Annotated in this window: 20 protein-coding genes; 2 read left to right on the forward strand and 18 right to left on the reverse strand. The window is 46.4% G+C overall.

The genetic code is table 11. The annotated features are described in order from the left end of the window. The first annotated feature begins 64 nt into the window (after positions 1–64). Together panD and VST71_07070 are read left to right on the forward strand one after the other, a co-directional pair. A complete protein-coding gene (panD, locus tag VST71_07065; GenBank protein MEC4685474.1) occupies positions 65–436 on the forward strand; it encodes an aspartate 1-decarboxylase in 372 nt (123 codons plus the stop codon). Between the two features lie 3 nt (positions 437–439). Then, positions 440–1,504, forward strand: a complete 1,065-nt coding sequence (locus VST71_07070; protein ID MEC4685475.1) for a 3-methyl-2-oxobutanoate dehydrogenase subunit VorB — start codon at positions 440–442, stop codon at positions 1,502–1,504. Between the two features lie 111 nt (positions 1,505–1,615). On the opposite strand, the gene proB is transcribed toward VST71_07070, so the two are convergent. From proB to queD, 18 genes are all read right to left on the reverse strand, one after another. Continuing rightward, positions 1,616–2,713 (reverse strand): glutamate 5-kinase, encoded by a 1,098-nt coding sequence (gene proB, locus VST71_07075; protein MEC4685476.1) that lies wholly within the window; start codon positions 2,711–2,713, stop codon positions 1,616–1,618. After that, positions 2,710–3,726 (reverse strand): GTPase ObgE, encoded by a 1,017-nt coding sequence (gene obgE / locus VST71_07080; protein MEC4685477.1) that lies wholly within the window; start codon positions 3,724–3,726, stop codon positions 2,710–2,712. The genes proB and obgE overlap by 4 nt, the downstream gene beginning before the upstream one ends. Before the next feature lie 292 nt (positions 3,727–4,018). After that, positions 4,019–4,285, reverse strand: coding sequence for a 50S ribosomal protein L27 (rpmA, locus tag VST71_07085; GenBank protein ID MEC4685478.1), 267 nt, complete (start codon positions 4,283–4,285; stop codon positions 4,019–4,021). A 2-nt stretch (positions 4,286–4,287) separates the two neighbouring features. Beyond that, entirely contained in the window at positions 4,288–4,605 is a 318-nt protein-coding gene (gene rplU / locus VST71_07090; GenBank protein ID MEC4685479.1) for a 50S ribosomal protein L21, read from the reverse strand. Positions 4,606–4,741: 136 nt separating this feature from the next. After that, the gene (locus VST71_07095) at positions 4,742–5,413 is read right to left on the reverse strand and encodes a PilZ domain-containing protein (GenBank protein MEC4685480.1); all 672 of its coding nucleotides are present in this window, start codon (positions 5,411–5,413) and stop codon (positions 4,742–4,744) included. A gap of 83 nt (positions 5,414–5,496) precedes the next feature. After that, the gene (gene amrB, locus VST71_07100) at positions 5,497–6,300 is read right to left on the reverse strand and encodes an AmmeMemoRadiSam system protein B (GenBank protein MEC4685481.1); all 804 of its coding nucleotides are present in this window, start codon (positions 6,298–6,300) and stop codon (positions 5,497–5,499) included. Continuing rightward, on the reverse strand, positions 6,300–7,667 hold the full coding sequence (gene dnaB / locus VST71_07105; protein ID MEC4685482.1) for a replicative DNA helicase: 1,368 nt from the start codon (positions 7,665–7,667) through the stop codon (positions 6,300–6,302). The genes amrB and dnaB overlap by 1 nt, the downstream gene beginning before the upstream one ends. Positions 7,668–7,857: 190 nt before the next feature. Further along, positions 7,858–8,310, reverse strand: a complete 453-nt coding sequence (gene rplI, locus VST71_07110) for a 50S ribosomal protein L9 (protein ID MEC4685483.1) — start codon at positions 8,308–8,310, stop codon at positions 7,858–7,860. A 904-nt stretch (positions 8,311–9,214) separates the two neighbouring features. Further along, positions 9,215–9,784, reverse strand: coding sequence for a hypothetical protein (locus VST71_07115; GenBank protein MEC4685484.1), 570 nt, complete (start codon positions 9,782–9,784; stop codon positions 9,215–9,217). Beyond that, positions 9,753–10,325, reverse strand: a complete 573-nt coding sequence (locus VST71_07120) for a hypothetical protein (GenBank protein MEC4685485.1) — start codon at positions 10,323–10,325, stop codon at positions 9,753–9,755. The genes VST71_07115 and VST71_07120 overlap by 32 nt, the downstream gene beginning before the upstream one ends. A gap of 485 nt (positions 10,326–10,810) precedes the next feature. Next, entirely contained in the window at positions 10,811–11,551 is a 741-nt protein-coding gene (locus VST71_07125) for a hypothetical protein (protein MEC4685486.1), read from the reverse strand. A gap of 410 nt (positions 11,552–11,961) precedes the next feature. Continuing rightward, positions 11,962–13,326 (reverse strand): NUDIX domain-containing protein, encoded by a 1,365-nt coding sequence (locus VST71_07130; protein MEC4685487.1) that lies wholly within the window; start codon positions 13,324–13,326, stop codon positions 11,962–11,964. A 300-nt stretch (positions 13,327–13,626) separates the two neighbouring features. Next, positions 13,627–14,550, reverse strand: coding sequence for an ACP S-malonyltransferase (gene fabD, locus VST71_07135; GenBank protein ID MEC4685488.1), 924 nt, complete (start codon positions 14,548–14,550; stop codon positions 13,627–13,629). Beyond that, a complete protein-coding gene (locus tag VST71_07140) occupies positions 14,547–15,743 on the reverse strand; it encodes an electron transfer flavoprotein subunit alpha (GenBank protein MEC4685489.1) in 1,197 nt (398 codons plus the stop codon). The genes fabD and VST71_07140 overlap by 4 nt, the downstream gene beginning before the upstream one ends. 192 nt (positions 15,744–15,935) lie before the next feature. Further along, on the reverse strand, positions 15,936–16,718 hold the full coding sequence (locus VST71_07145) for an electron transfer flavoprotein subunit beta/FixA family protein (protein MEC4685490.1): 783 nt from the start codon (positions 16,716–16,718) through the stop codon (positions 15,936–15,938). Beyond that, on the reverse strand, positions 16,715–17,881 hold the full coding sequence (locus VST71_07150) for an acyl-CoA dehydrogenase family protein (GenBank protein MEC4685491.1): 1,167 nt from the start codon (positions 17,879–17,881) through the stop codon (positions 16,715–16,717). Before VST71_07150 ends, VST71_07145 begins: the two co-directional genes overlap by 4 nt. A gap of 90 nt (positions 17,882–17,971) precedes the next feature. After that, positions 17,972–19,312: a TldD/PmbA family protein gene (locus VST71_07155; protein MEC4685492.1), complete on the reverse strand. Its 1,341-nt coding sequence runs from the start codon at positions 19,310–19,312 to the stop codon at positions 17,972–17,974. Then, entirely contained in the window at positions 19,302–19,673 is a 372-nt protein-coding gene (gene queD / locus VST71_07160) for a 6-carboxytetrahydropterin synthase QueD (GenBank protein ID MEC4685493.1), read from the reverse strand. Before queD ends, VST71_07155 begins: the two co-directional genes overlap by 11 nt. Between the last annotated feature and the right edge of the window lie 40 nt (positions 19,674–19,713).

Raw genomic sequence — 19,713 nt, forward strand, 5'->3', positions numbered from 1 at the left:
GCTGAACTTTTGTTGATGACCCTGAAGAATTTTGATATAAAAGACCATAGGCAGGTAAATGTAAATGTTAAGATGTATGTTAAAGGCCAAGATTCACGTGGCCAAAGTTACAGATTGTATCCTCCGGTATGAGGGGAGTATAAGCATAGATGAGGATATACTGGAGGCGGCAGGGATGCTGCCTTATGAGCAGGTTCATGTAAGCAATCTTGATAACGGAGAGAGATTTACAACCTATATCATCCCTGGCGAACGTGGAAGCAGGAGTTTTATGCTCAATGGTCCAACTGCAAGAAAAGCCATTCCCGGTGACAGGATAATCATATTTTCATATTCCTGGATGGATGAAGAGGAGATATCCGCTGCCGTACCGCGAGTCTTGATAATGGATGAGGAAAACAGGATAAAAGAGGTTCGTAATCTGAAAAAAGGTTGATTTATGACTGAATCTCTCTTGATGAAAGGCAATGAGGTTGTTGCAGAGGCAGCAATTATGGCTGGTTGCCGTTTTTATGCCGGCTATCCTATTACCCCCCAGAATGAAATCCCCGAATATATGTCCTGGAGAATGCCCGAGGTTGGAGGTATCTTTATACAGGCGGAGAGTGAGCTTGCAGCCGTAAATATGGTTTATGGTGCTTCTGCCGCAGGCGTAAGGGCCATGACGTCTTCTTCTTCTCCCGGAATAAGCCTTAAGCAGGAAGGTATCTCCTATCTGGCAGGGGCCGAGCTTCCGGCGGTTATCGTTAATATCCAGCGGGGCGGTCCCGGGCTTGGTAATATATCAGGCAGTCAGCAGGATTACTTTCAGTCAACAAGGGGTGGCGGGCATGGTGACTACAGGGTCCTTGTGTATGCGCCTTTCAGTCATCAGGAGCTATGGACACTCACGATGAAGGCCTTTGACAGGGCTGATGAGTACAGGAATCCTGTAATGCTACTTGCAGACGGGGTACTTGGACAGATGATGGAGCCCTTTGTTCCAACAGAGTATGTTCCGCCTGCCCTGCCTTCAAAGGACTGGGTGCTTGACGGCTGCCGGTCGAGGCCTCCGAGGGTGATTAAATCTCTCTATCTCGGTGAGGGCAAGCTTGAGATGCAGAACCTGAAGCTCCAGGCGAAGTATCAGAGGATGAAGCAGGAGGACGTCATGTATGAGTCCTATATGGTTGATGATGCGGATGTGGTGATTGTTGCATTTGGAATAGCTGCAAGGGTCTGCCTTTCAGCCGTGAGGTCCTTGAGGAAAGACGGATGCAGAGTAGGGCTCTTCAGACCTGTAACGCTCTTCCCCTTTCCCGAGAAGCAGATAAATGACCTTGCCCGTATGGGCAAGAGATTTCTTGTGGCAGAGCTGAACCTCGGTCAAATGGTTGATGATGTCAGGCTTGCAGTTGATGGGCTTTCGGAAGTAAGGTTTTATGGCAGGGGCGGTGGTGAAATGATTACCGTTGAAGAGCTGACAGAGAAGATCAACCGGTTTCAGAAGGTATATTCATCTTAGATAGGTACTGATTACAAACCACAAAGCGCTATCCGTAATAACAATTTCCTACTATTTACTGTCATGCTGAACTTGATTCAGCATCTATCCTTTTTCCGCAACAGGAACTATCTATTCCTGCAGCAGAACGAGGTTGTCCCTGTGGATAACCTCATCGGAATATCTGTATCCGAGGGTCTTTTCTATCTCTGAGGTGCGGAGGCCTTTCAGTTTGCCGACCTCTTCAGAGGAGTAGTTAGTGAGACCCTTTGCAAACCTGTTGCCCCCTGTGTCGGTACAATATACGGCGTCCCCGGCCTTAAAACTCCCTTCGATGGATATTATTCCCGAGGGCAGGAGGCTTTTTCCCCTTGAGAGGATGGCATCCTTTGCACCGTCGTCAACCATGATGCTGCCCCTGGCCCGCAGGCCAAAGGCAATCCAGCCCTTTCTGGCCGGGATCTTTTCTGCCCCGGGTTTGAACTCCGTGCCGCAGGGGTTGCCGTGAAACAGTGACGGGAGCAGTCCGGGCACTTTGCCGCTTATAATATTTACCCTGATGCCGCATTGCACGGCCCTTTTCGCAGCGAGGAGTTTTGAGTACATACCTCCGGTACCAACGAGACTGCCGGTCCCGCCGGATAACGCTTCAATCTCCGGAGTTATCCTTTCAACTACGGGTATAAGCCTGGCGCCTTTGTAACGCCGGGGATCCCTGGTGTATAGCCCGTCGACATCCGAGAGTATTACGAGCCGGTCTGCATCCACCAGGCCTGCCACCAGGGAGGCAAGCTGGTCATTGTCTCCGAATTTTATCTCGTCTATGGCCACAGAGTCATTCTCATTGATAATAGGGATGATGCTGTAGTCAAGAAGGGTCAGGATGGTGTTTTTTGCATTGATATATCTTGCCCTGTCATAAAAGGCATCCCTTGTGAGGAGGATCTGTGCCACCTTTTTACCGTGTATGCTGAAACTCTTTTCATAGGCCCACATGAGTGTGCTCTGCCCGACAGAGGCAGCGGCCTGTTTGTGTCTGATGTCAGAGGGTTTTCTCTTGAGTCCCAGTTTTTTCATGCCCGCTGCAACTGCTCCCGAGGAGACTACAATCACCTCGTTTCTCATGGAATGTACCTCCGAGATGTCTCTTCCCAGCGCCCCTATTCTTGATTCATCAAGGCTGTTGCCGGTAGTGAGGAGGCTGCTTCCTATTTTTATGACTGTCCTCATTTTTTTTCCTGCTCTCTCAGTTTCTTGACCTCCAGTGCAAGATGGGAGACCAGCTCCTTGACCCCTCTGGCTGTCATGGCGGATATTTCAAAATATGGTATATCCTTCATTTTACAATATTCCCTCAATATTTTGACCCGCTCTTTTAAGGCAATATCCGTCTTTGTTGCAACAACTATCTGTGGCCTCAGGCTGAGCTCCTTGCTGTAAAGCTCCAGTTCACGGTTAACCTTAAGCAGGTTGTCAACAGGGTCACCAGCGGTCATCTCCGAGACATCCACGAGGTGTACGAGGAGCTTAGTCCTTTCAACGTGTCTGAGGAACTGGAAGCCGAGTCCTGCACCCCTGTGCGCACCTTCGATCAGTCCCGGTATATCGGCAACCACAAAGCTCTGAAAATTCCCGGTCTTGACTACCCCGAGATTTGGTTTCAGGGTGGTGAAGGGATAATCAGCTATTTTGGGCCTTGCCGAGGATATGGCGGCTATAAGTGTGGATTTTCCGGCATTGGGAAGTCCGATGAGTCCGACGTCGGCAAGGAGTTTAAGCTCGAGAACAATCTTTCTTTCTTCCCCGGGTTCTCCGGGCTGGGCAAACCTCGGAGCCTGTCTTGTGGATGTGGCAAAATGGGCATTTCCGAGTCCGCCCCGCCCCCCCTTTGCAATAAGTATCTCGGCAAAGGGAGTGTCGAGGTCTGTAAGCACCTCTCCGGTCTCGGCATCCTTTACAACCGTGCCCACAGGAACCCTGATAATCAGGTCCTTACCGTCACTGCCGTGCTTCTTCTTGCCCATTCCGTGCTGCCCGCGTTCTGCCCGGTATGTTTTTCTGTACACATGGTCAAGCAGGGTATATAGCTGGGGGTCTGTCCTTATAATTATGTGTCCGCCCCTGCCTCCATCGCCTCCGTCAGGCCCTCCCTTTGGGATAAATTTCTCCCTCCTGAAGCTGACGCATCCCCTGCCGCCGTCACCGGCCTTGATATCTATTTTTACATAATCAATAAACTTCACTTTTAAATGCCCCCTAATACCCCTTTACTAAAGGGGTATTTATAAATATCCCCTATGCTGACATGGGGATATAAGGTTTTTTCCTTGAAAACGGAAATAACAATAACGGTTTAACAAACTCTGTTTTTTTTCTTTGTTCAATGGAATTATATACAATCAGAAGGGGGCGGATGGTTAAGACCATGCAGGACAGGGTTTCAATCTGATAACGCTTTTGGAGATGAGCCTCAAAAAATATTATCAGAGAAGATTGGGAAAAGGGTCTCGCAGGGACAAGAGACCCTGAATTTCTTTAACTGACTGCCTCTGAGGGGTATACGCTTATCTTCATCTTTGTCCGGCCTTTTCTTTCAAACTTCACTACCCCGTCAATCAGGGAATACAGCGTGTCATCTCTACCCTTTTTGACGTTAAAACCCGGGTGGAATTTAGTGCCCCTCTGCCTGACAAGAATATTTCCCGCCTTTACAACCTCACTGCCGTATCTCTTTACACCGAGACGCTGTGATTCACTGTCTCTGCCGTTTCTTGAACTGCCAACACCCTTTTTATGAGCCATTTCTATCCTCCGTAGACTATATCATCTATCTTTATCTTTGTGAAAAACTGCCTGTGTCCCCTGAGTCTCTTGTAACCCTTACGTGGTTTCATCTTGAATACAATGACTTTCTTGTTCTTTGCTGTCTCAACAACTGAGGCCTTGACCGTAGCCCCTTCTATATACGGAGTTCCTGTGACCATCGTTCCCTCTTTTGATAAAAAAAGAACCCTGTCAATGCTGAGTGGATCTCCGGGGTTTGCATCAATCCTGTCAACGTTAAGCACCTGTCCTGCTGATACCCTGTATTGTTTACCGCCTGTTTCTATAATAGCGTACATAACGAAAGTCCTCCTGTTCGGCAATTTAAATCCGTTCCAATCCGGTCATGTAACAACAGTCCGTATGCAGACTGCGTGCATATATCTTAATCTGAACATATATTTAACCCTAAGCAGGGATAAAAAGTCAAATTATTTACAATAATGAGTCGATGTATTCCTTAAGAACCTCTCTGTCCCTGTCTGCAAGAGAAACGAATTCAATACCTATTCTGTAAGGAGCATCAACAATTTCAGGTTCAAACAGGCTTGCCACCCTTCCCTTGACGGAGACCTCTTTGCCGCCATCTGATTTGGTGAGTGTCATGAGGAATTCCGAATCTATTTTAAGGGGGGTTTCCGACTCGATGAGCATGCCGGAGAGGCTGATCTTTCTCACTGTAAAATTATGAGGGCATTGAATGTGTGCGTCACCGGGCTTCAGGTTAAACCGGCCGAGTATACGTTTTTCCAGAGTGAGGATGCGGTTTTTCTCAATAAATTTGAGCAAAGTCAGGGTCTTTTCACTCAGAACATCTTCAAATTTAATGCCGGCCCTATAGATGGGGACAACTTCACCTGCAGGTGATACTATGGTCTTGTAAAGTTTTGACCATACCACCTGCCCCTTCAGGTTAAGAATTTCACCTTTATGGTTTGCCTTGATCGTATATTCCTTATTAACCGAGATCATATGGTTTGCCTCAACAGCCATCCCGTCAAGGCTCATATTGAGTATTTTGACGTTAAGGACAAAGGTGAGGCACCCCTCGACACCATCAACATCATATCTCTTGTTTCCCCTTCTTTCTTCATAACCGTCAGTCATAATTTTATTAGGCCCTCATATTTTCTTTGCAGTTACTCCATAACTCCAACACTCCTTTACTCCAAAATTATTTACTCGATCTTTTATTTAACGATAATCCCCGCATACCCAACAACATAATCGTAATCACCGCTTACCTCTGCTGAAGTTGCGTATTTTACGAGTTCTGATGTGCCAGCACCAAGCTCGATGGCAGCATAGAGCATGGTTGTTACGGGTAAATACCCGCACATGGATATCCCCTTGGACAAAACCGTTCTGTAAAGACCTTCAGGATCAAGGGAGAGTATATGTTCGATGGCAAGGCTGTCGAGGGCTTTCGCCTGCGAGTCTGAAACATAGTGGCTCATGTCGGAGCTTGCAACGATTGTGACAGGGTAATCAATCCCCTTTATGGCCTTTGCAATGGATTTTCCGGCTGCTTTGCACTCCTCGAGAGAGGACTGCATAAAGATTATGGGCACAATCTTTACATTTGTGCTGAAGTATGCTATGAAAGGCAGCTGGACCTCAATTGAATGTTCAAACATGTGAGCCCTTGTATCCTTGCTGATGACTTCCGGTGCATTTTTGTAGATACGGTGTGCAAGCAGCTCGTCAATACTGAAGTTACCTGTTGGTATTTCCCATATGCCTGATGGCATGAGGGAGACTTTTTCACCAAGGCCCGTATGGTTTGGCCCAAGGAGAACAAAGGTATCAGGAAGTTGAATCCTTGAATAGACTGCACCGGCAACATGGCCCGAATATATAAGGCCTGCATGTGGGCAGACAGCGCCGATAACAGGCTCACGGGGGGTGTCAATGATATATTGTGAGACCTGCTCTGTAAGACCCTCCGGTGTTCCCGGATAAAACTGTCCTGCAACAGCGGGTTTCCTGATCATCAAAACACCTCTTCTTCCTCTTCATAGGGTGCATTTGCAAAATCAGCAAATCTGGTGGATTGAGAAAGATAGGTAAGCTTTACAGTTGCAGTCGGACCATTACGCTGTTTGGCTATAATAATCTCAGCCGTGCCCTTGTTGGAATTGTTATTTTTGGAGTATACCTCGTCACGATAAAGGAAGATTATTACATCAGCGTCCTGCTCAATAGCCCCGGACTCTCTGAGATCCGCAAGGCTCGGCCTTTTGTCCTGCCTCAGCTCAACCCCCCTGTTCAACTGGCTGAGGGCGATAACAGGCAGGTCCAGCTCCTTTGCAAGGGCCTTCAGCGACCGGGATATCTCTGATATCTCCTGTTCCCTGCGCTCAAAATTGCCCCTGCCCCTCATGAGCTGCAGGTAGTCGACAACCACCATGCTGAGGCCGTGTTCCATCTTGAGTCTCCTTGCCTTGGCCCGCATTTCAAGTACCGAGGTGTTGGAGGCATCATCAATAAAGATCGGGGCCTCAGCGAGTTTTCCGGCTGCTGATGTTAACTTATGCCAGTCCTCCTTGCGTATAAAACCCTTCCTGACGCTGTTTGAATCGACCATGGCCTCGGAACAGAGCATCCTGAGGGCGAGCTGTTTTTTTGACATCTCAAGGCTGAATATCGCCACAGGCTCGTTTAACTCAACCCCAACATGCTGGGCAAGATTCAGGGCAAAGGCGGTTTTTCCCATTGAGGGGCGTCCTCCGACTATAATCAGGTCGCCCGGCTGGAAGCCTGTTGTCACCTCATCAAGATCCCTGAAGCCTGAGGGCACGCCTGTTATGGCCTCTTTACGGTCATAGAGTTGCTCTATCATTTCAAAACTGTCCTTGATAATCTCTTTCAGCCTGGAAAATGGCGCCTTGATGCGTTTGTCGGATATTTCGAAGATCGTCTTTTCTGCAAAATCCACGAGGTCGTCAGCAGGAAGGTTTTCTTCATATACCGTAGTTGCGATATCGGTGGCAGAGCGGATCAGGTTTCTCATAAGTGCCTTTTCCTTAACGATCTTTGAGTGATATCTCACATTTGCAGATGTTGGAATGACATTTACGAGGGAGGACAGATATGATACCCCTCCGATGGATTCAAGCTTGTTTTTTGTCCTGAGATGGTCTGTAAGGGTAATAAGGTCAATGGGTTCGTTCTTCTCAAAGAGTTCAAGCATGGAGTTAAAGATCATGCGATGAGTGTTTCTGTAGAAATCATCGGCAGTCATGACCTCAAGGGATTTTAGTAAGGCCTCATTATCAAGGAGGATTGCACCAAGTATGGATTGCTCTGCCTCTAAGTTTTGGGGAGGTAATTTATCAAGTGCTTCATCGATTGTTGCCATGGCCGTTGTACTTCCACTTTAACAGATGTGAACAGTTTATCCAAGGTATTTGTGAGTATAAACCATCAAGGTACGGATTTCGTTACTCAGTTAATACGAAAATACATATTCCCGTTACATCCGATTAACGTATCCCTCTCATGTATCTCTTTCTCTGTAGTACCCGTGGTTAACAGTGTCATCAATCAGGTTAAGCGCTTTCCTCCCTGATTACCTGGACAGTAAGGTTGGCACTAACCTCAGGGTGAAACTTTACCTTGACAGTATATTCACCAAGGCGTTTAATCGGCTCCTCAAGTATAATCTTTCTCTTTTCTATATCGAACCCATACTCTTTCAGTACCTTCTGTATATCAATATTTGTTACAGACCCGAATAGCTTGTCTTCTTCGCCTGCCTTTGCCTTTATCACAACGGGTTTTGAGGCGATCTTTTCAGCAAGTATCTGTGCAGCATTCCTGACCTTGTTTGCCTTTTCCTGAATTATCCTCTTGTGGTGTTCAAATTCCTTTATGTTTCTCGGGTTGGCCTCAACAGCGAGGTTCCTCGGCAGGAGATAATTTCTGGCAAAGCCCTTTTTAACTGTTACAATATCCCCCATGTTCCCAAGGGTTTCAACATCTTCTCTAAGAATGATCTTCATAACTTTATTGCTCTCCTTTCAGAATTAGGTTTAATGTCAAAGCAGGGATTAAATGGCAAATCTTCTCCATTTCGGTCTTCAGCTCCCTTACGGAAATGGACATGTATAGTATAGCTGACATCGTCAAATACTTTCAACCCGGCAAGAGCGTGAGGTTTTGTTAGGGGACAGCCTTTACAAGGCAATGAGGCCCGCCGATAGGGGGATTGTCAAGGATTTTCCCCTCTATCAAGAGGGGATTAAGGGGTGTGTTCCTTTTCTGTTTTCTTCTGTAGTCGCTGCAATGTCAATCACTGCCCCCGTTGCTTTTTTTCTTGCCTGTCAAGAGTTTTGCATAGTGTGTACCAACGTAACGAAAAGGTGCATGGTTCCATTACGGTGAGAGACTCGCCACAAAATTTATAAGTCTTTTGAAGACTGAGGAGGAGAGGTGCGTTTGAACCTTTGTGATGCTCTATAACTCTTTAATTCTAAAAGATATTTCTTGAAATGTATTTTTTTCTTGACAGGGATATATAGGATGTCCCCAAAGTTCATCCTTAAAGCAGCTAACAAGTTATTAACTGGTTTCTTGATAACTACGGCAAATTTTAGAAAATTTCAATTTTCAGGTTGAGAGATGCTGTAAAAGTGCTTAACTTTTTGTTAAGCAAGCAAAAAGTGGAGTTATCCTATCCTCACTATCTTTAAGTTGTATTAACAAAAACAGTATAGAGGAGAATATGTTTCATATCAAGGGCAGAACTCCTCCGTCTTTGCACCGGAGCATATAGAAAATGGAATGCTTTTTGTCACGATTCAAGGGTAGACCTCAAAGGTTTATGTTCCGAAAGTTGACACTATAACATGCTCAAACAGCGTCCTGTGGCACTCGTTCAACTCCAAAGCGTTGTTAGACGTTCATTTAGTTTCTTTTCATTCTAAATTTTCCAAGCTTACGCCATTCTTCGATAAATTGCTGAGCAGCTTGCTTGGCTTGGTGTCGTCCAAGCCCTTTCTCTCGCATATCTTTAGCAATATGTTTTAAAAATATTCGATCCCACTCTTCCTTGAAGTTATCTGATACTTCAATGAGTATTTTCGGTTTATCTACAGTTGTAGCTAACCTATCTCCCTCTCTTCCTGGTTGAATATACAGTGTCCGAGCAGCCAGTATCTGATCAACTAATCCGCCTTGATTTACGATATCAAACTGTAAAATGATTGATAATTCAGCGGGTCGCTGGAAGTTTAAAAATAAAGCTATCTTATCTTTTTCACCTTCTATTTGACCCCATTGAGAGACAACATCACCGGGCGGTAAGTGCTGATGAATTCGAACCATTTCGTCAATATCTGGACGATTAGAAGTCTCAAGAATGACAAGTGGAATAAGTTTTCCTTCAATTATCCCTTGTGAAGAGACAGCTGCATCCGCAACTATTTTAACGAGTGATGTACCACTACTTAACATCTTCCGCCAATTTTTCTTCATCAGCAAACTCCCGGACCATGTTTGGTTCTAAGGTACTGAAGGCACCGTGACTGTCTGTAAAAATAAGTGTGTATGCATCTATATCTGAGTTACCTATCAAAATATCGTCAATTTTAAAGAATGCCCAGCCTGCAATTGTTAGGTGTGCGTTGATGCTTTCTGGAATTAAAAATGGTTTGATGTCGCCTCCGCCAAATCTATCAATAGGGTTATCATCATGCTGAACTTTAACAACCATGTGAGCGTTTGTAGCTGTTGTATATGCTATCTGAAATTCAATCTGTGCTATGGAATTGTCTATGTCAGAAGGATTGCTAATCGAAAGCGAAAACGCATAAATGGAAAATTGGTCTTGAGAGATTGATTTATGATAACCATCTACAAGATAGGGGACAAGCTTTGGTTGGCGTCGTTTTTCTTGTTGTTCTGCTAATAAAAGGGCGCGTTTTGATGTTCTGGCGCTTACGTAAGCAAACAATGCGGCAACCCACGCCGCAACTACTGACGCTGCAGCTATAAGAAGAGAAAATTTAGAAGACATTTAAAACCTCATGTATAGTGTCATCGCGTTTAAATCCATTTCAGGTCATATCCTACGTCTAACCAATAATTATATAGTTTTCTGTACTATCGCAAAGTGTACCAGACTGAAATGGTAATTGACAAGCATTCTGTTGGTTTTCTATAATTATTTAGTTGGTTATTAACCCGGCAACTATTCAGAGAGGCTGACAGCCAGTAAAATTGCGGGTTTAGCTATCAAATAATCTCTGTATTTAGATGCCGCTTTAATAACATGCATTTTGTGTGGACAAGTCACGTTGTTGCATACTATGCAAAACTTATACATTAATTGGTTCTTCCTCCCCTGTGCAATTGGATGTGTGCGGGCTCTTGGTGGTATGTCTAATCTGGGCTGTCGTAGCATGTTATAATCCTGCAATTTTATCAACTTTATTTTCTTGCCCGTCAATAGTTTTGCATAGTGTGTAACAACGTTCCGAAAGTCTGTCCTTGATAGCAATATTATGCGTTCTTATGTTCTTTGGAGATTTCAAGAATCAAGTTGCACTGTTCCTCGACATCTTTAATTTGTTTTTTGCTCAACTTAACAACTTGGTTTTTGTACCATTTTTCAAACGATTCAGACGATTCAAGTAGTTGAAAATGGCAGGATATTGCTGAAGATATATACTTTTTATTAGTTGTTCGTACAAATAGAGGATCAGAGTTATCTGGAAGCCGAAGGTAATAGGCTGCCTGATCGTTAAAAGAAGCGAACATCTCACATGATACATCAAGATTTTTTGTTGAATTATGGAGGTCAATAACAGATGTGACTTTTGGGGAAAAACCTAACAGATGGTGTCTGTACATAACTTCCAAAAGTAATAATCTTACAGTTGGATCTAAATACTCAGCACCAAGGGCAAACAGTCTGGATATATTTCCTCCATTTCCTATATACCGAACGAGAAGTGCTTCATAGGGTGCTATTTTTTTATATTGAGACCATAGTCTAGTTATTTCTTTATGTGATGTAGTCAGTAGCCTTCCTGAGCCTGTTTGCCATTCATTATGCTCTTCAATCCAGGAAAAATAATCAAGAGAGGTAGTTTCTTTTTTATCATGGGAAGCAAATTCTTTTGAAAAGGAAAGTAAAATCTCTCTGTTTCTTTTTTTGTTGGCATGTTTGGTGAGATGTCCAGTAAAGACTGGCTTTAAGACTTCCTTACTTATATCCCAACCGTCTTTTATGATACCCATGTGTTCCTCAATGTTTGATGATACGCATAACGCCTGCCTAACGTGCCGGGCTGATCCCGATGTCTTATCAGTGTCAACTTATTGAAAGTATATCATATTTTGTGGTGTTTTTTAGTCTTACCTGTCAATAGTTTTGTATAGGTGCATCAAATTCACCAAAGGTTTTGGAGGCTACCGTAAGCTATCAACAACGAGCCCTTGAAGAAGCAATGTCCAGCGATCGAAGACTACGAAAGAAAATTGAACAGATCGAGAGATTACTAAAGCCAGCAATTTAAACAAAAGCAAGGCTGGCTTGTTGCTTATTTGTTAATTTGAGACCTGCCCCCGTTGCTCCGGAGGAAATAAAGTGAGAAAGTCAACGTAATCAAAAGGGAAGAGGTTAAAGACCCCGCTTATCCGCTTAGGCTTCATATCAACTTTGGGTTAAGATTTTCGAAATCATCAGATAGGAATGATCGGATGATAGTATCTGACCATTCCTCACTCATCTTGCCTTTGTTAAGATCGTCTACTAATTGTTCCATAGAGACAAATTTTCCGCTCAAAGAAGTGCCTCTACGCTCAAAAAACTCTGAATTACTCAATGCCACTGCTACGTCATTTGTTGCCGCACGCCACTCGTATACAATAGCAACATGTTTCCCAATAGAAACTCCCTCGTCAACGTAGACTGCTCCGAGCAGGGTAAGAGCGTTTTCGTCCAAACGTAAGCGCAACTCCTCTTCGATCTCGCGGACTGCACATGCAGGAATGGCACGTCCTTCTTGGCTGTCTTCTCGGCGCACGTGGCCACCTGCCCAAATTACAATTTTTTCATGGAGGGGATTAGAGGAAGAAGATTCCTTGCGGCGCAGCCGCAAGACCTCGCCGTTTGCGTTTTTCACAATCACGACGGGAAGCGCCTGAACACGCTTGAGGTCAGATTCCACATCTGAGCGTGGAGCGAAGACCCCATCTGAGTGGAAGCAATCAACGAGCCTTGAAGCTGAATTGGCGTCGATAGCTGAGCTACTATTGAAGGCTTTTTCAACCTTTATCTTAGGGATGCTTAGAATATTCTCTTCAAGCAAATCCTCAATCCAGTCGAGAACCTGCCCAACGACCGTCTCTGCTGTCTTCTTTGCCGTCGATGTTTCTTCATTGTTTGATGTGTCTACCTCAAAGATACGGAACAAATCCTTCAGTTCATTTGCCGTAGACTTACAAACATCTGTCATCTGCTGCAGAACCTCAGGATTCATGATCGAGCCTTTCCCGCCTTCCACTGGGAGCAAGCCTTGCTCACGCATCATGGAGTCTTCTGGTGAAACGGTCATAAGAATGACACCAGTAATTCGATCTCTCCAGTCTGCCACCTCCAAGAAGGTCTGAACTACCTTTCGTTCTTCCGGGCGTAGGCGATTGAGTCTCTCCATCATGCGTAGCCAGCAAAGTGAATCAAATATTCCCCGGTCAAGAATCAATATCTGTGGGTCTTCCGGCCTTGGTGGCGTCTGAGTCTTTTCAAGTAATTGGGCGAGAGTTGTGCAAGCAGTCCAGATGTTAAAATTAACATGTTTCTTGTCTTTGATCGGACAGATTGATGCCCGTTCGATCACAATCTCTGTCTTGAATCCGCACCTCTTCAAGAAAGCCTGAACTTGGCTAATCGTAGTTGTTTTCCCTGCCTTGGGAACGCCAGCGAATTCAATGACGATTGGTTTTCGTGCGGCGTCGGGAAAGAGTTTTGATGCCTTCTCGGCTCGTTTCTGTAATTTAGATTTTGCCATCATAAGAAATTCGTTATCGAATGCTATTTTGTACCTAACAAGTTATTGACTGGTTTCTTGATAAATATGGCAAATTTTACGAAAATTCCAGTTTCTGGTTGAAATATGCTGTAAAAAGTGCTAAACATTCATGTTAAGCAAGCAGAGTGGACTTATCAAGAGATTTTATATGCTAATGTAGCAGGTGTCCATAACGGCTGTCAAGGTTTTAAAAAAATTTTGGGTAAATCATTTAATACCTTCTTGAATGAAAAAGCAGTTCCAACAAGGGATTAATTTTCCACGGAAATGCCGAATGGGCCTTTAATTTTTTACCCCCTTCACAACCTGCTCAATACCGGCATCGGTATTAAATGTAGTGGCCTCCGGGACTATCCTCTTTATCAGCCCTGAAAGCACTTTCCCCGGTCCCACTTCAATGAAGGTATTAATTCCTGAATCAGTCATGTTTCTTACGGAGTCTTCCCAGAGCAGGGTGCTGTCAAGCTGTTTTACGAGGGATGCCTTGATGCTGTCAACGGTATTGAGAAACATTGCATCGGCATTGTTTACGATAGGCACCTCCGGGGGATTGAAATGGATGTGCCTGAGCTCTTCTGCAAGCTTTATGGATGCCTCTATCATCAGTGCGCAGTGAGACGGGGCGCTTACGGCAAGCGGGATGGTCCTTTTTGCGCCTGCCTCCCTGGCGAGTCTCATTGCCTCTTCCACTGCCTCCTTTTTACCTGCAATAACTATCTGTCCGGGGCAGTTATAGTTTGCAGGTGAGACATAACCTGACCTGACGGACAGGCATACCTCATCCACCTGCTCCCTTTGAAGCCCGAGTATTGCAGCCATCAACCCCGTTGATTCAGGGACTGCGGTCTGCATAAAACGTCCCCTCTTTTCAGTCAGAAGGACTGCGTCCCTGAATTCAATCACTCCTGCTGCAACAAGTGCAGAGTATTCACCGAGGCTGTGACCTGCCACTGCTGAAGGGGCAAGCCCCTTTGCGGTCAATACCCTGTGGGCGGCTATACTTGCGGTAAGCAGGCAGGGCTGTGTCCTGAATGTCCTGTTCAGTTCCTCCTTCGGGCCGTTAAAGCAGAGTCCTGCCACATCATAGCCGAGCAGTTCCGATGCCTCTTCAAAGGTCTCCCTTGCCTCCCGGTATTCTTCATGAAGGGCCTTCCCCATTCCAACGTATTGTGAACCCTGTCCCGGGAATATAAATGCCATGCTCATATTCCCTTTACCTCTTTCAATTTCTTTATGATAACGGGCAGTACCTCATGTACGTCCCCGACTATTGCATAGTTTGCCACGCTGAAGATCGGGGCGTCCGGGTTCTTGTTTATGGCTATTATGATGTCGGAGGACTGCATTCCCACAAGGTGCTGCACAGCACCGGAGATGCCGCAGGCAATATAGATTTTCGGACAGACTGTCTTGCCGGTCTGACCGACCTGATGGCTGTAAGGAATCCATTCTTCATCCACTGCAGCCCTTGACGCCCCGACAGCGCCGCCAAGGAGTCCTGCGAGCTCCTCGAGCATCTTAAACCCCTCTGCGTTTCCAAGTCCCCTTCCACCAGCCACAATAACGTCGGCCTCCTGGAGGTTCACCATTGTATCGGAGACCTCTTTTACGGTATCCGTCACCCTTGTTTTCGACCGGATGTCATCGGCCTTTATCTTCAGTATTTCTCCTGTTCTGCTTTTGTCATATTGGCCCTTTTTCATGACCCTCGGCCTGACGGTTGCCATCTGGGGCCGGCGGTATGGACAGAGGATTGTGGCCATTATATTGCCGCCGAATGCTGGACGTACCTGGAGCAGGTTTCCGGTCTCAGGGTCAATTTCAAGTGAGGTGCAGTCTGCTGTGAGTCCGGTCCGTACCCTTGCAGCAACCCTCGGAAAGAACGACCTTCCGGTGGGGGTTGCTCCGGTGAGGACAATCTCGGGCCTGTGTTCTGAAATGAGACGGGACAGGAGCTCCACGTAAGGTTCGTCATTAAAGTGTTCGAATATGGGGTCGTCTGAATGGTATACCCTGTCGGCGCCCCAGTGGATAAGCCTCTCTGCCCCTGAATAGTCTGCACCGAAGAGCACGGCTGAAAGCCCGGCCCCTCTCGCATCGGCAAGTCTTCTGCCTGCACCAAGGAGCTCAAATGAGACATCGGCAACCCTGCCGTCTCTCTGCTCGGCAAATACCCATACACCCTTGCAGGAGTCCCTGTCAGTGGTATCTTCAACACCCGCTCCGGTCTCAATCTCTTTTATGGCCCCCTCGGGACAGACCTCAAGGCAGGCCCTGCAGAGCTGGCAGTATTCATTTATAAATGCCTTGTCACTCTTCATTACAATGGCATCATAGGGGCATGAACTCAGACAGGTTTCGCAGCCTGTGCAAAGTTCATTGTCAACAACTATACGCATAATTGATATCCTCCAAAATTAGCTTGACTGGTTTTTTGTGTTCTGTATTTAGTTTAGTCAGAGTCTGTTTATAAAGTCCAACCATTGCCGTTTTTTCCTGTTATTCCCCAAAAACGTTCGGGAATCGTTTTTTAAGAAGGATTCCGGACAAGCCGGAATGACAGATGACCGTAGTTTATAAACAGACACTGTTTATATGCATTTGAGGCTTTTTAGTTCTTCGATGAGCTGTGCTGCCTGCTCCCCGGGTGTGCCGGTGAGTATCTTTCTGTCCTTCTTTGCCTCAGGTGCAAAGATGTTTTTTACCTGTGTGGGCGAGCCCGCAAGACCGAGGTTCTTTTCTTCAGCGCCGATGTCGGTATGTGTGAGCTTCTTTATAACGGCCTTTTTGGCCTTCATCTTGCCTTTCAAAGAGGGCAGTCTTGGCTGGTTCAGCTCCTTGACAACCGTCAGAAGAACCGGTACAGAGGTTTCAACAACATCATAACCCTCGTCCATTAACCTCTGGACCCTGAGCGTGTTGGCATTAATATCCTCGAACTTTCTGACATAGGCAACGTGAGGTATATTGAGGAACTCCGCCATTTCAGGTCCTACCTGGGCAGTGTCACCGTCGATTGCCTGTTTTCCGCAGAGTATTATATCAAAGCCGATTGTCCTGACTGCACTTGAGAGGGTATAGGCTGTTGCCAGGGTGTCTGAGCCGGCAAATGCCCTGTCTGTAAGGAGCACTGCCTCGTCTGCACCCATTGAGATGGCCTCTCTCAGTGCATCCTCTGCCTGGGGAGGGCCCATTGTCAGCACTGTTACAGTGCCGCCTAACCCGTTCTTCAGGTGCAGTCCTGCCTCGATTGCGTGCAGGTCGTAGGGGTTTATGATGCTGGGCACGCCATCCCGTATAAGGGTATTGGTCTCAGGGTTTATCCTCACCTCTGCCGTATCCGGTACCTGCTTGATGCAGACTACTATCTTCATGAACCATTCTCCCTGCCCACGGCCTCCTTGATAAGGGCCTGTCCAATCACGTTTCTCTGAATCTGGTTTGTCCCTTCGAATATCTGCAGAATCTTCGCATCCCTCATCATCTTCTCAACCGGATATTCTCTCATATAACCGGAGCCGCCCATTACCTGTACGGCATCCGTGGTCACCTTCATGGCCGTATCAGTGGCAAATACCTTTGCCATTGCAGATACCTTGGAGAAATCTTTAGCGCCGCTGTCAATATGCTTTGCCACTGCATATACCAGTGCCCTTGATGCCTCCACCTGGGTGGACATATCTGCAAGCATGTGCTGGATTGCCTGAAAGCTGATGATGGGTTTGCCAAATTGTACACGCTGTTTAGCAAATTTTATTGCCTCGTCAACTGCCCCCTGGGCAACACCGAGTCCCTGTGCTCCAACCCCAACCCTTGACTGATCAAGGGTCTTCATTGCGACAATAAAACCCATACCTTCACGGCCAAGGATATTTTCCTTTGGTATGCGGCAGTCCTCAAAGATCAGCTCACTTGTTACAGATGCCCTTATGCCCATCTTTTTCTCTTTTTTGCCAAATGAAAAACCTGGCGTCCCCTTCTCTATAATAAAGGCACTTGCGCCCCTTGGACCCTTGGACCGGTCTGTAATGGCTATTACTGTATATATATCAGCCTCGCCACCATTGGTAATCCACTGTTTGGTGCCGTTAAGGATGTAGTAATCACCGTCTTTTACGGCAGTGCTCTGCACACCAGCGGCATCACTGCCGGCATTGGCCTCTGTGAGTGCAAAGGCCACGAGTTTCTTGCCCGCAGCTATACCAGGCAGATACTTTTCTTTTTGTTCATCTGAGCCGAACATTAATATCGGGTATGTGCCGAGCGCATTGGCAGCATAGGTTGTGGATACCCCGAGACATGCCCAGCTCAATTCCTCTACTGCCAGGCAGAGTTCAAAAGAGCCCCTTCCGAGTCCGCCGTATTCTTCAGGGATGAATATCCCGAATATATCTGACTGGGCAAGTACCTTCATAATTTCATGGGGAAACTCTTCTTTCTCGTCAAGCTCCGCCCTTACAGGTACGATCTTCTCTTCTGCAACCTGTCTTGTCAGCTCTCTGAGCATCTGCTGTTCTTCAGTAAGAAAATAATTCATGGTCTCCTCCTGTAGTAAGAGTCATTAGTCAATGGTCATTAGTCGTTGGCCGTTTGACCAATAACCAGTGACCAGTGACAAATGACCATCTCAACCGCTTATGTCCACGCCCTCTATCAGGATATCAGGTGCGCCTATCTTTCCGTAAAACCGCAGATTACGGCTGACTCCCGTAATATTTCCAAAAAACTCGAGTATGTTTCCGGAGATGGCGGCCTCCTTTACAGGATGTCTGACCTCTCCGTTTTCAATCCATAGCCCTGTAACACCTATCGAGAATTCCCCGGTTATGGGGTTTGCCGTGTGGATGCCCATGGCCTCTGTGACGAGCAGTCCCCGCTCCATCTGCCCGGTCAGCTCATCATAGCCGTATATGAATTTATCCGAGGCCCCTTCAAGATAAAGATTTGATATTCCCACTCCCGGTACACCGTGTATTCCATGCCTGACGGCATTGGCTGTTGAGACGGTGCCGTCTTTTCCGGCTGTATAGATGTTGTACAGAAAACCCATGAGCCGGCCTTCCTGAATGAGCCTTTTTTCAAGGGAGGGAGTGCCTTCAGCATCAAAGGGTCTGCTGCCGACTGCTCCTTTCATGAGGCCGTTGTCTACAATATTTATCTTTTCGGAAACCACCTGCTCACCCATTTTGCCGATGAGGAGGGACTTCCCTTTCTGCACATTTTCTGAGGAAAAAGATGATGCAAGGACACTCAGGAACTCAGTTGCCACGGAACTGTCCAGAAGGACGGAGCCCTTTCCGGTTATGATCTTTCTTGCCCCCAGCAGCCTCAAAGCCCTGTCGGCGGCCTCCCTGCCCACAGTCTCAAAATCCACTCCCCCCAGGAATCTGTTGCTCTCATACCCCCAGCCCATCTGTGCATCATGGCCGTCTTCTGCTACGACCATTATCTGGGCGCTTGCAGATGTTGCCCTGTACCCGGCCTCAAGCCCCCTGGAGTTGAGGATAAGGATTTCAGCCTCGGCAAAGCTGCCGGATGCCTTCCTCACCTTTGTTATCCGCTGGTCTCTACTGAGGGCCGCATCTTCAATCTGTCTTACCCTGTCTATGGCATCTTCTTCGGAAATAGCCGCAATGGTTCCGTCATATGTATCAACTTCAGGACAGGTTGCAGGTCCGGCAATATCAAGGCAGGGGTCCTCCCCTGTAAAGAGGGAAGATTCAAGGGCATCGTCAACGACTCTCTGCCAGTCCTTCGGTTCAGTTGAATAGGAGAAGCCGAGGCGTTGTTTCTTTATGACCCTGAGGGAATAACCAAAGTCCATTGATGTCTCGAGGGCATCAATTTCCCGGGATTTTACCTCTACAGAGAGTGACCTTGCGGACAGCATAAAGACTTCGGCAAGATCTGCTCCGTTTCTTATCGCTTTCTTTAAAATATCTTCTGCCAAGTCTGTGTCAATCTTCATAGTATGTGGCTGATGCAGTATCCGACTCCCAGACAGTGACTGCCGAGACCCTGATGTTTTCATCATCAATCTTCCTCTTGAGGGAGTCGAATATCCACCTGGCAATGTTCTCAGATGAAGGATTTATTTCAGTAAAGGGGAATATCTCATTCAGAGCCCCATGGTCGAGTTGCTCGACAATCTCGTTTGTATAACTCTTCAGGTCATGAAAATCTATTGCTATATCCAAATCATTCAACCTCTCGGCAAGTATATGGACCTGAACCTTCCAGTTATGACCATGAAGGGCCTCGCACTTCCCCTTATAGCCCCTGAGCTGATGGGCTGCTGAAAAAATGGTCTCTATTGTAAGTTCATACATAGTTTAAAATACTCTTCACCCATGGTGATAAAACGAGAGT

This window comes from Nitrospirota bacterium, from assembly GCA_035873375.1.
Lineage (GTDB): Bacteria > Nitrospirota > Thermodesulfovibrionia > Thermodesulfovibrionales > JdFR-85 > BMS3Bbin07.

Coding starts and splice junctions, on each gene's coding strand:
- panD (MEC4685474.1), top strand. CDS start 65: ATGTTAAGATGTATGTTAAAGGCCAAGATTCACGTGGCCAAAGTTACA.
- VST71_07070 (MEC4685475.1), top strand. CDS start 440: ATGACTGAATCTCTCTTGATGAAAGGCAATGAGGTTGTTGCAGAGGCA.
- proB (MEC4685476.1), bottom strand. CDS start 2,713: ATGAGGACAGTCATAAAAATAGGAAGCAGCCTCCTCACTACCGGCAAC.
- rpmA (MEC4685478.1), bottom strand. CDS start 4,285: ATGGCTCATAAAAAGGGTGTTGGCAGTTCAAGAAACGGCAGAGACAGT.
- rplU (MEC4685479.1), bottom strand. CDS start 4,605: ATGTACGCTATTATAGAAACAGGCGGTAAACAATACAGGGTATCAGCA.
- VST71_07095 (MEC4685480.1), bottom strand. CDS start 5,413: ATGACTGACGGTTATGAAGAAAGAAGGGGAAACAAGAGATATGATGTT.
- amrB (MEC4685481.1), bottom strand. CDS start 6,300: ATGATCAGGAAACCCGCTGTTGCAGGACAGTTTTATCCGGGAACACCG.
- dnaB (MEC4685482.1), bottom strand. CDS start 7,667: ATGGCAACAATCGATGAAGCACTTGATAAATTACCTCCCCAAAACTTA.
- rplI (MEC4685483.1), bottom strand. CDS start 8,310: ATGAAGATCATTCTTAGAGAAGATGTTGAAACCCTTGGGAACATGGGG.
- VST71_07115 (MEC4685484.1), bottom strand. CDS start 9,784: ATGAAGAAAAATTGGCGGAAGATGTTAAGTAGTGGTACATCACTCGTT.
- VST71_07120 (MEC4685485.1), bottom strand. CDS start 10,325: ATGTCTTCTAAATTTTCTCTTCTTATAGCTGCAGCGTCAGTAGTTGCG.
- VST71_07125 (MEC4685486.1), bottom strand. CDS start 11,551: ATGGGTATCATAAAAGACGGTTGGGATATAAGTAAGGAAGTCTTAAAG.
- VST71_07130 (MEC4685487.1), bottom strand. CDS start 13,326: ATGATGGCAAAATCTAAATTACAGAAACGAGCCGAGAAGGCATCAAAA.
- fabD (MEC4685488.1), bottom strand. CDS start 14,550: ATGAGCATGGCATTTATATTCCCGGGACAGGGTTCACAATACGTTGGA.
- VST71_07140 (MEC4685489.1), bottom strand. CDS start 15,743: ATGCGTATAGTTGTTGACAATGAACTTTGCACAGGCTGCGAAACCTGT.
- VST71_07145 (MEC4685490.1), bottom strand. CDS start 16,718: ATGAAGATAGTAGTCTGCATCAAGCAGGTACCGGATACGGCAGAGGTG.
- VST71_07150 (MEC4685491.1), bottom strand. CDS start 17,881: ATGAATTATTTTCTTACTGAAGAACAGCAGATGCTCAGAGAGCTGACA.
- VST71_07155 (MEC4685492.1), bottom strand. CDS start 19,312: ATGAAGATTGACACAGACTTGGCAGAAGATATTTTAAAGAAAGCGATA.
- queD (MEC4685493.1), bottom strand. CDS start 19,673: ATGTATGAACTTACAATAGAGACCATTTTTTCAGCAGCCCATCAGCTC.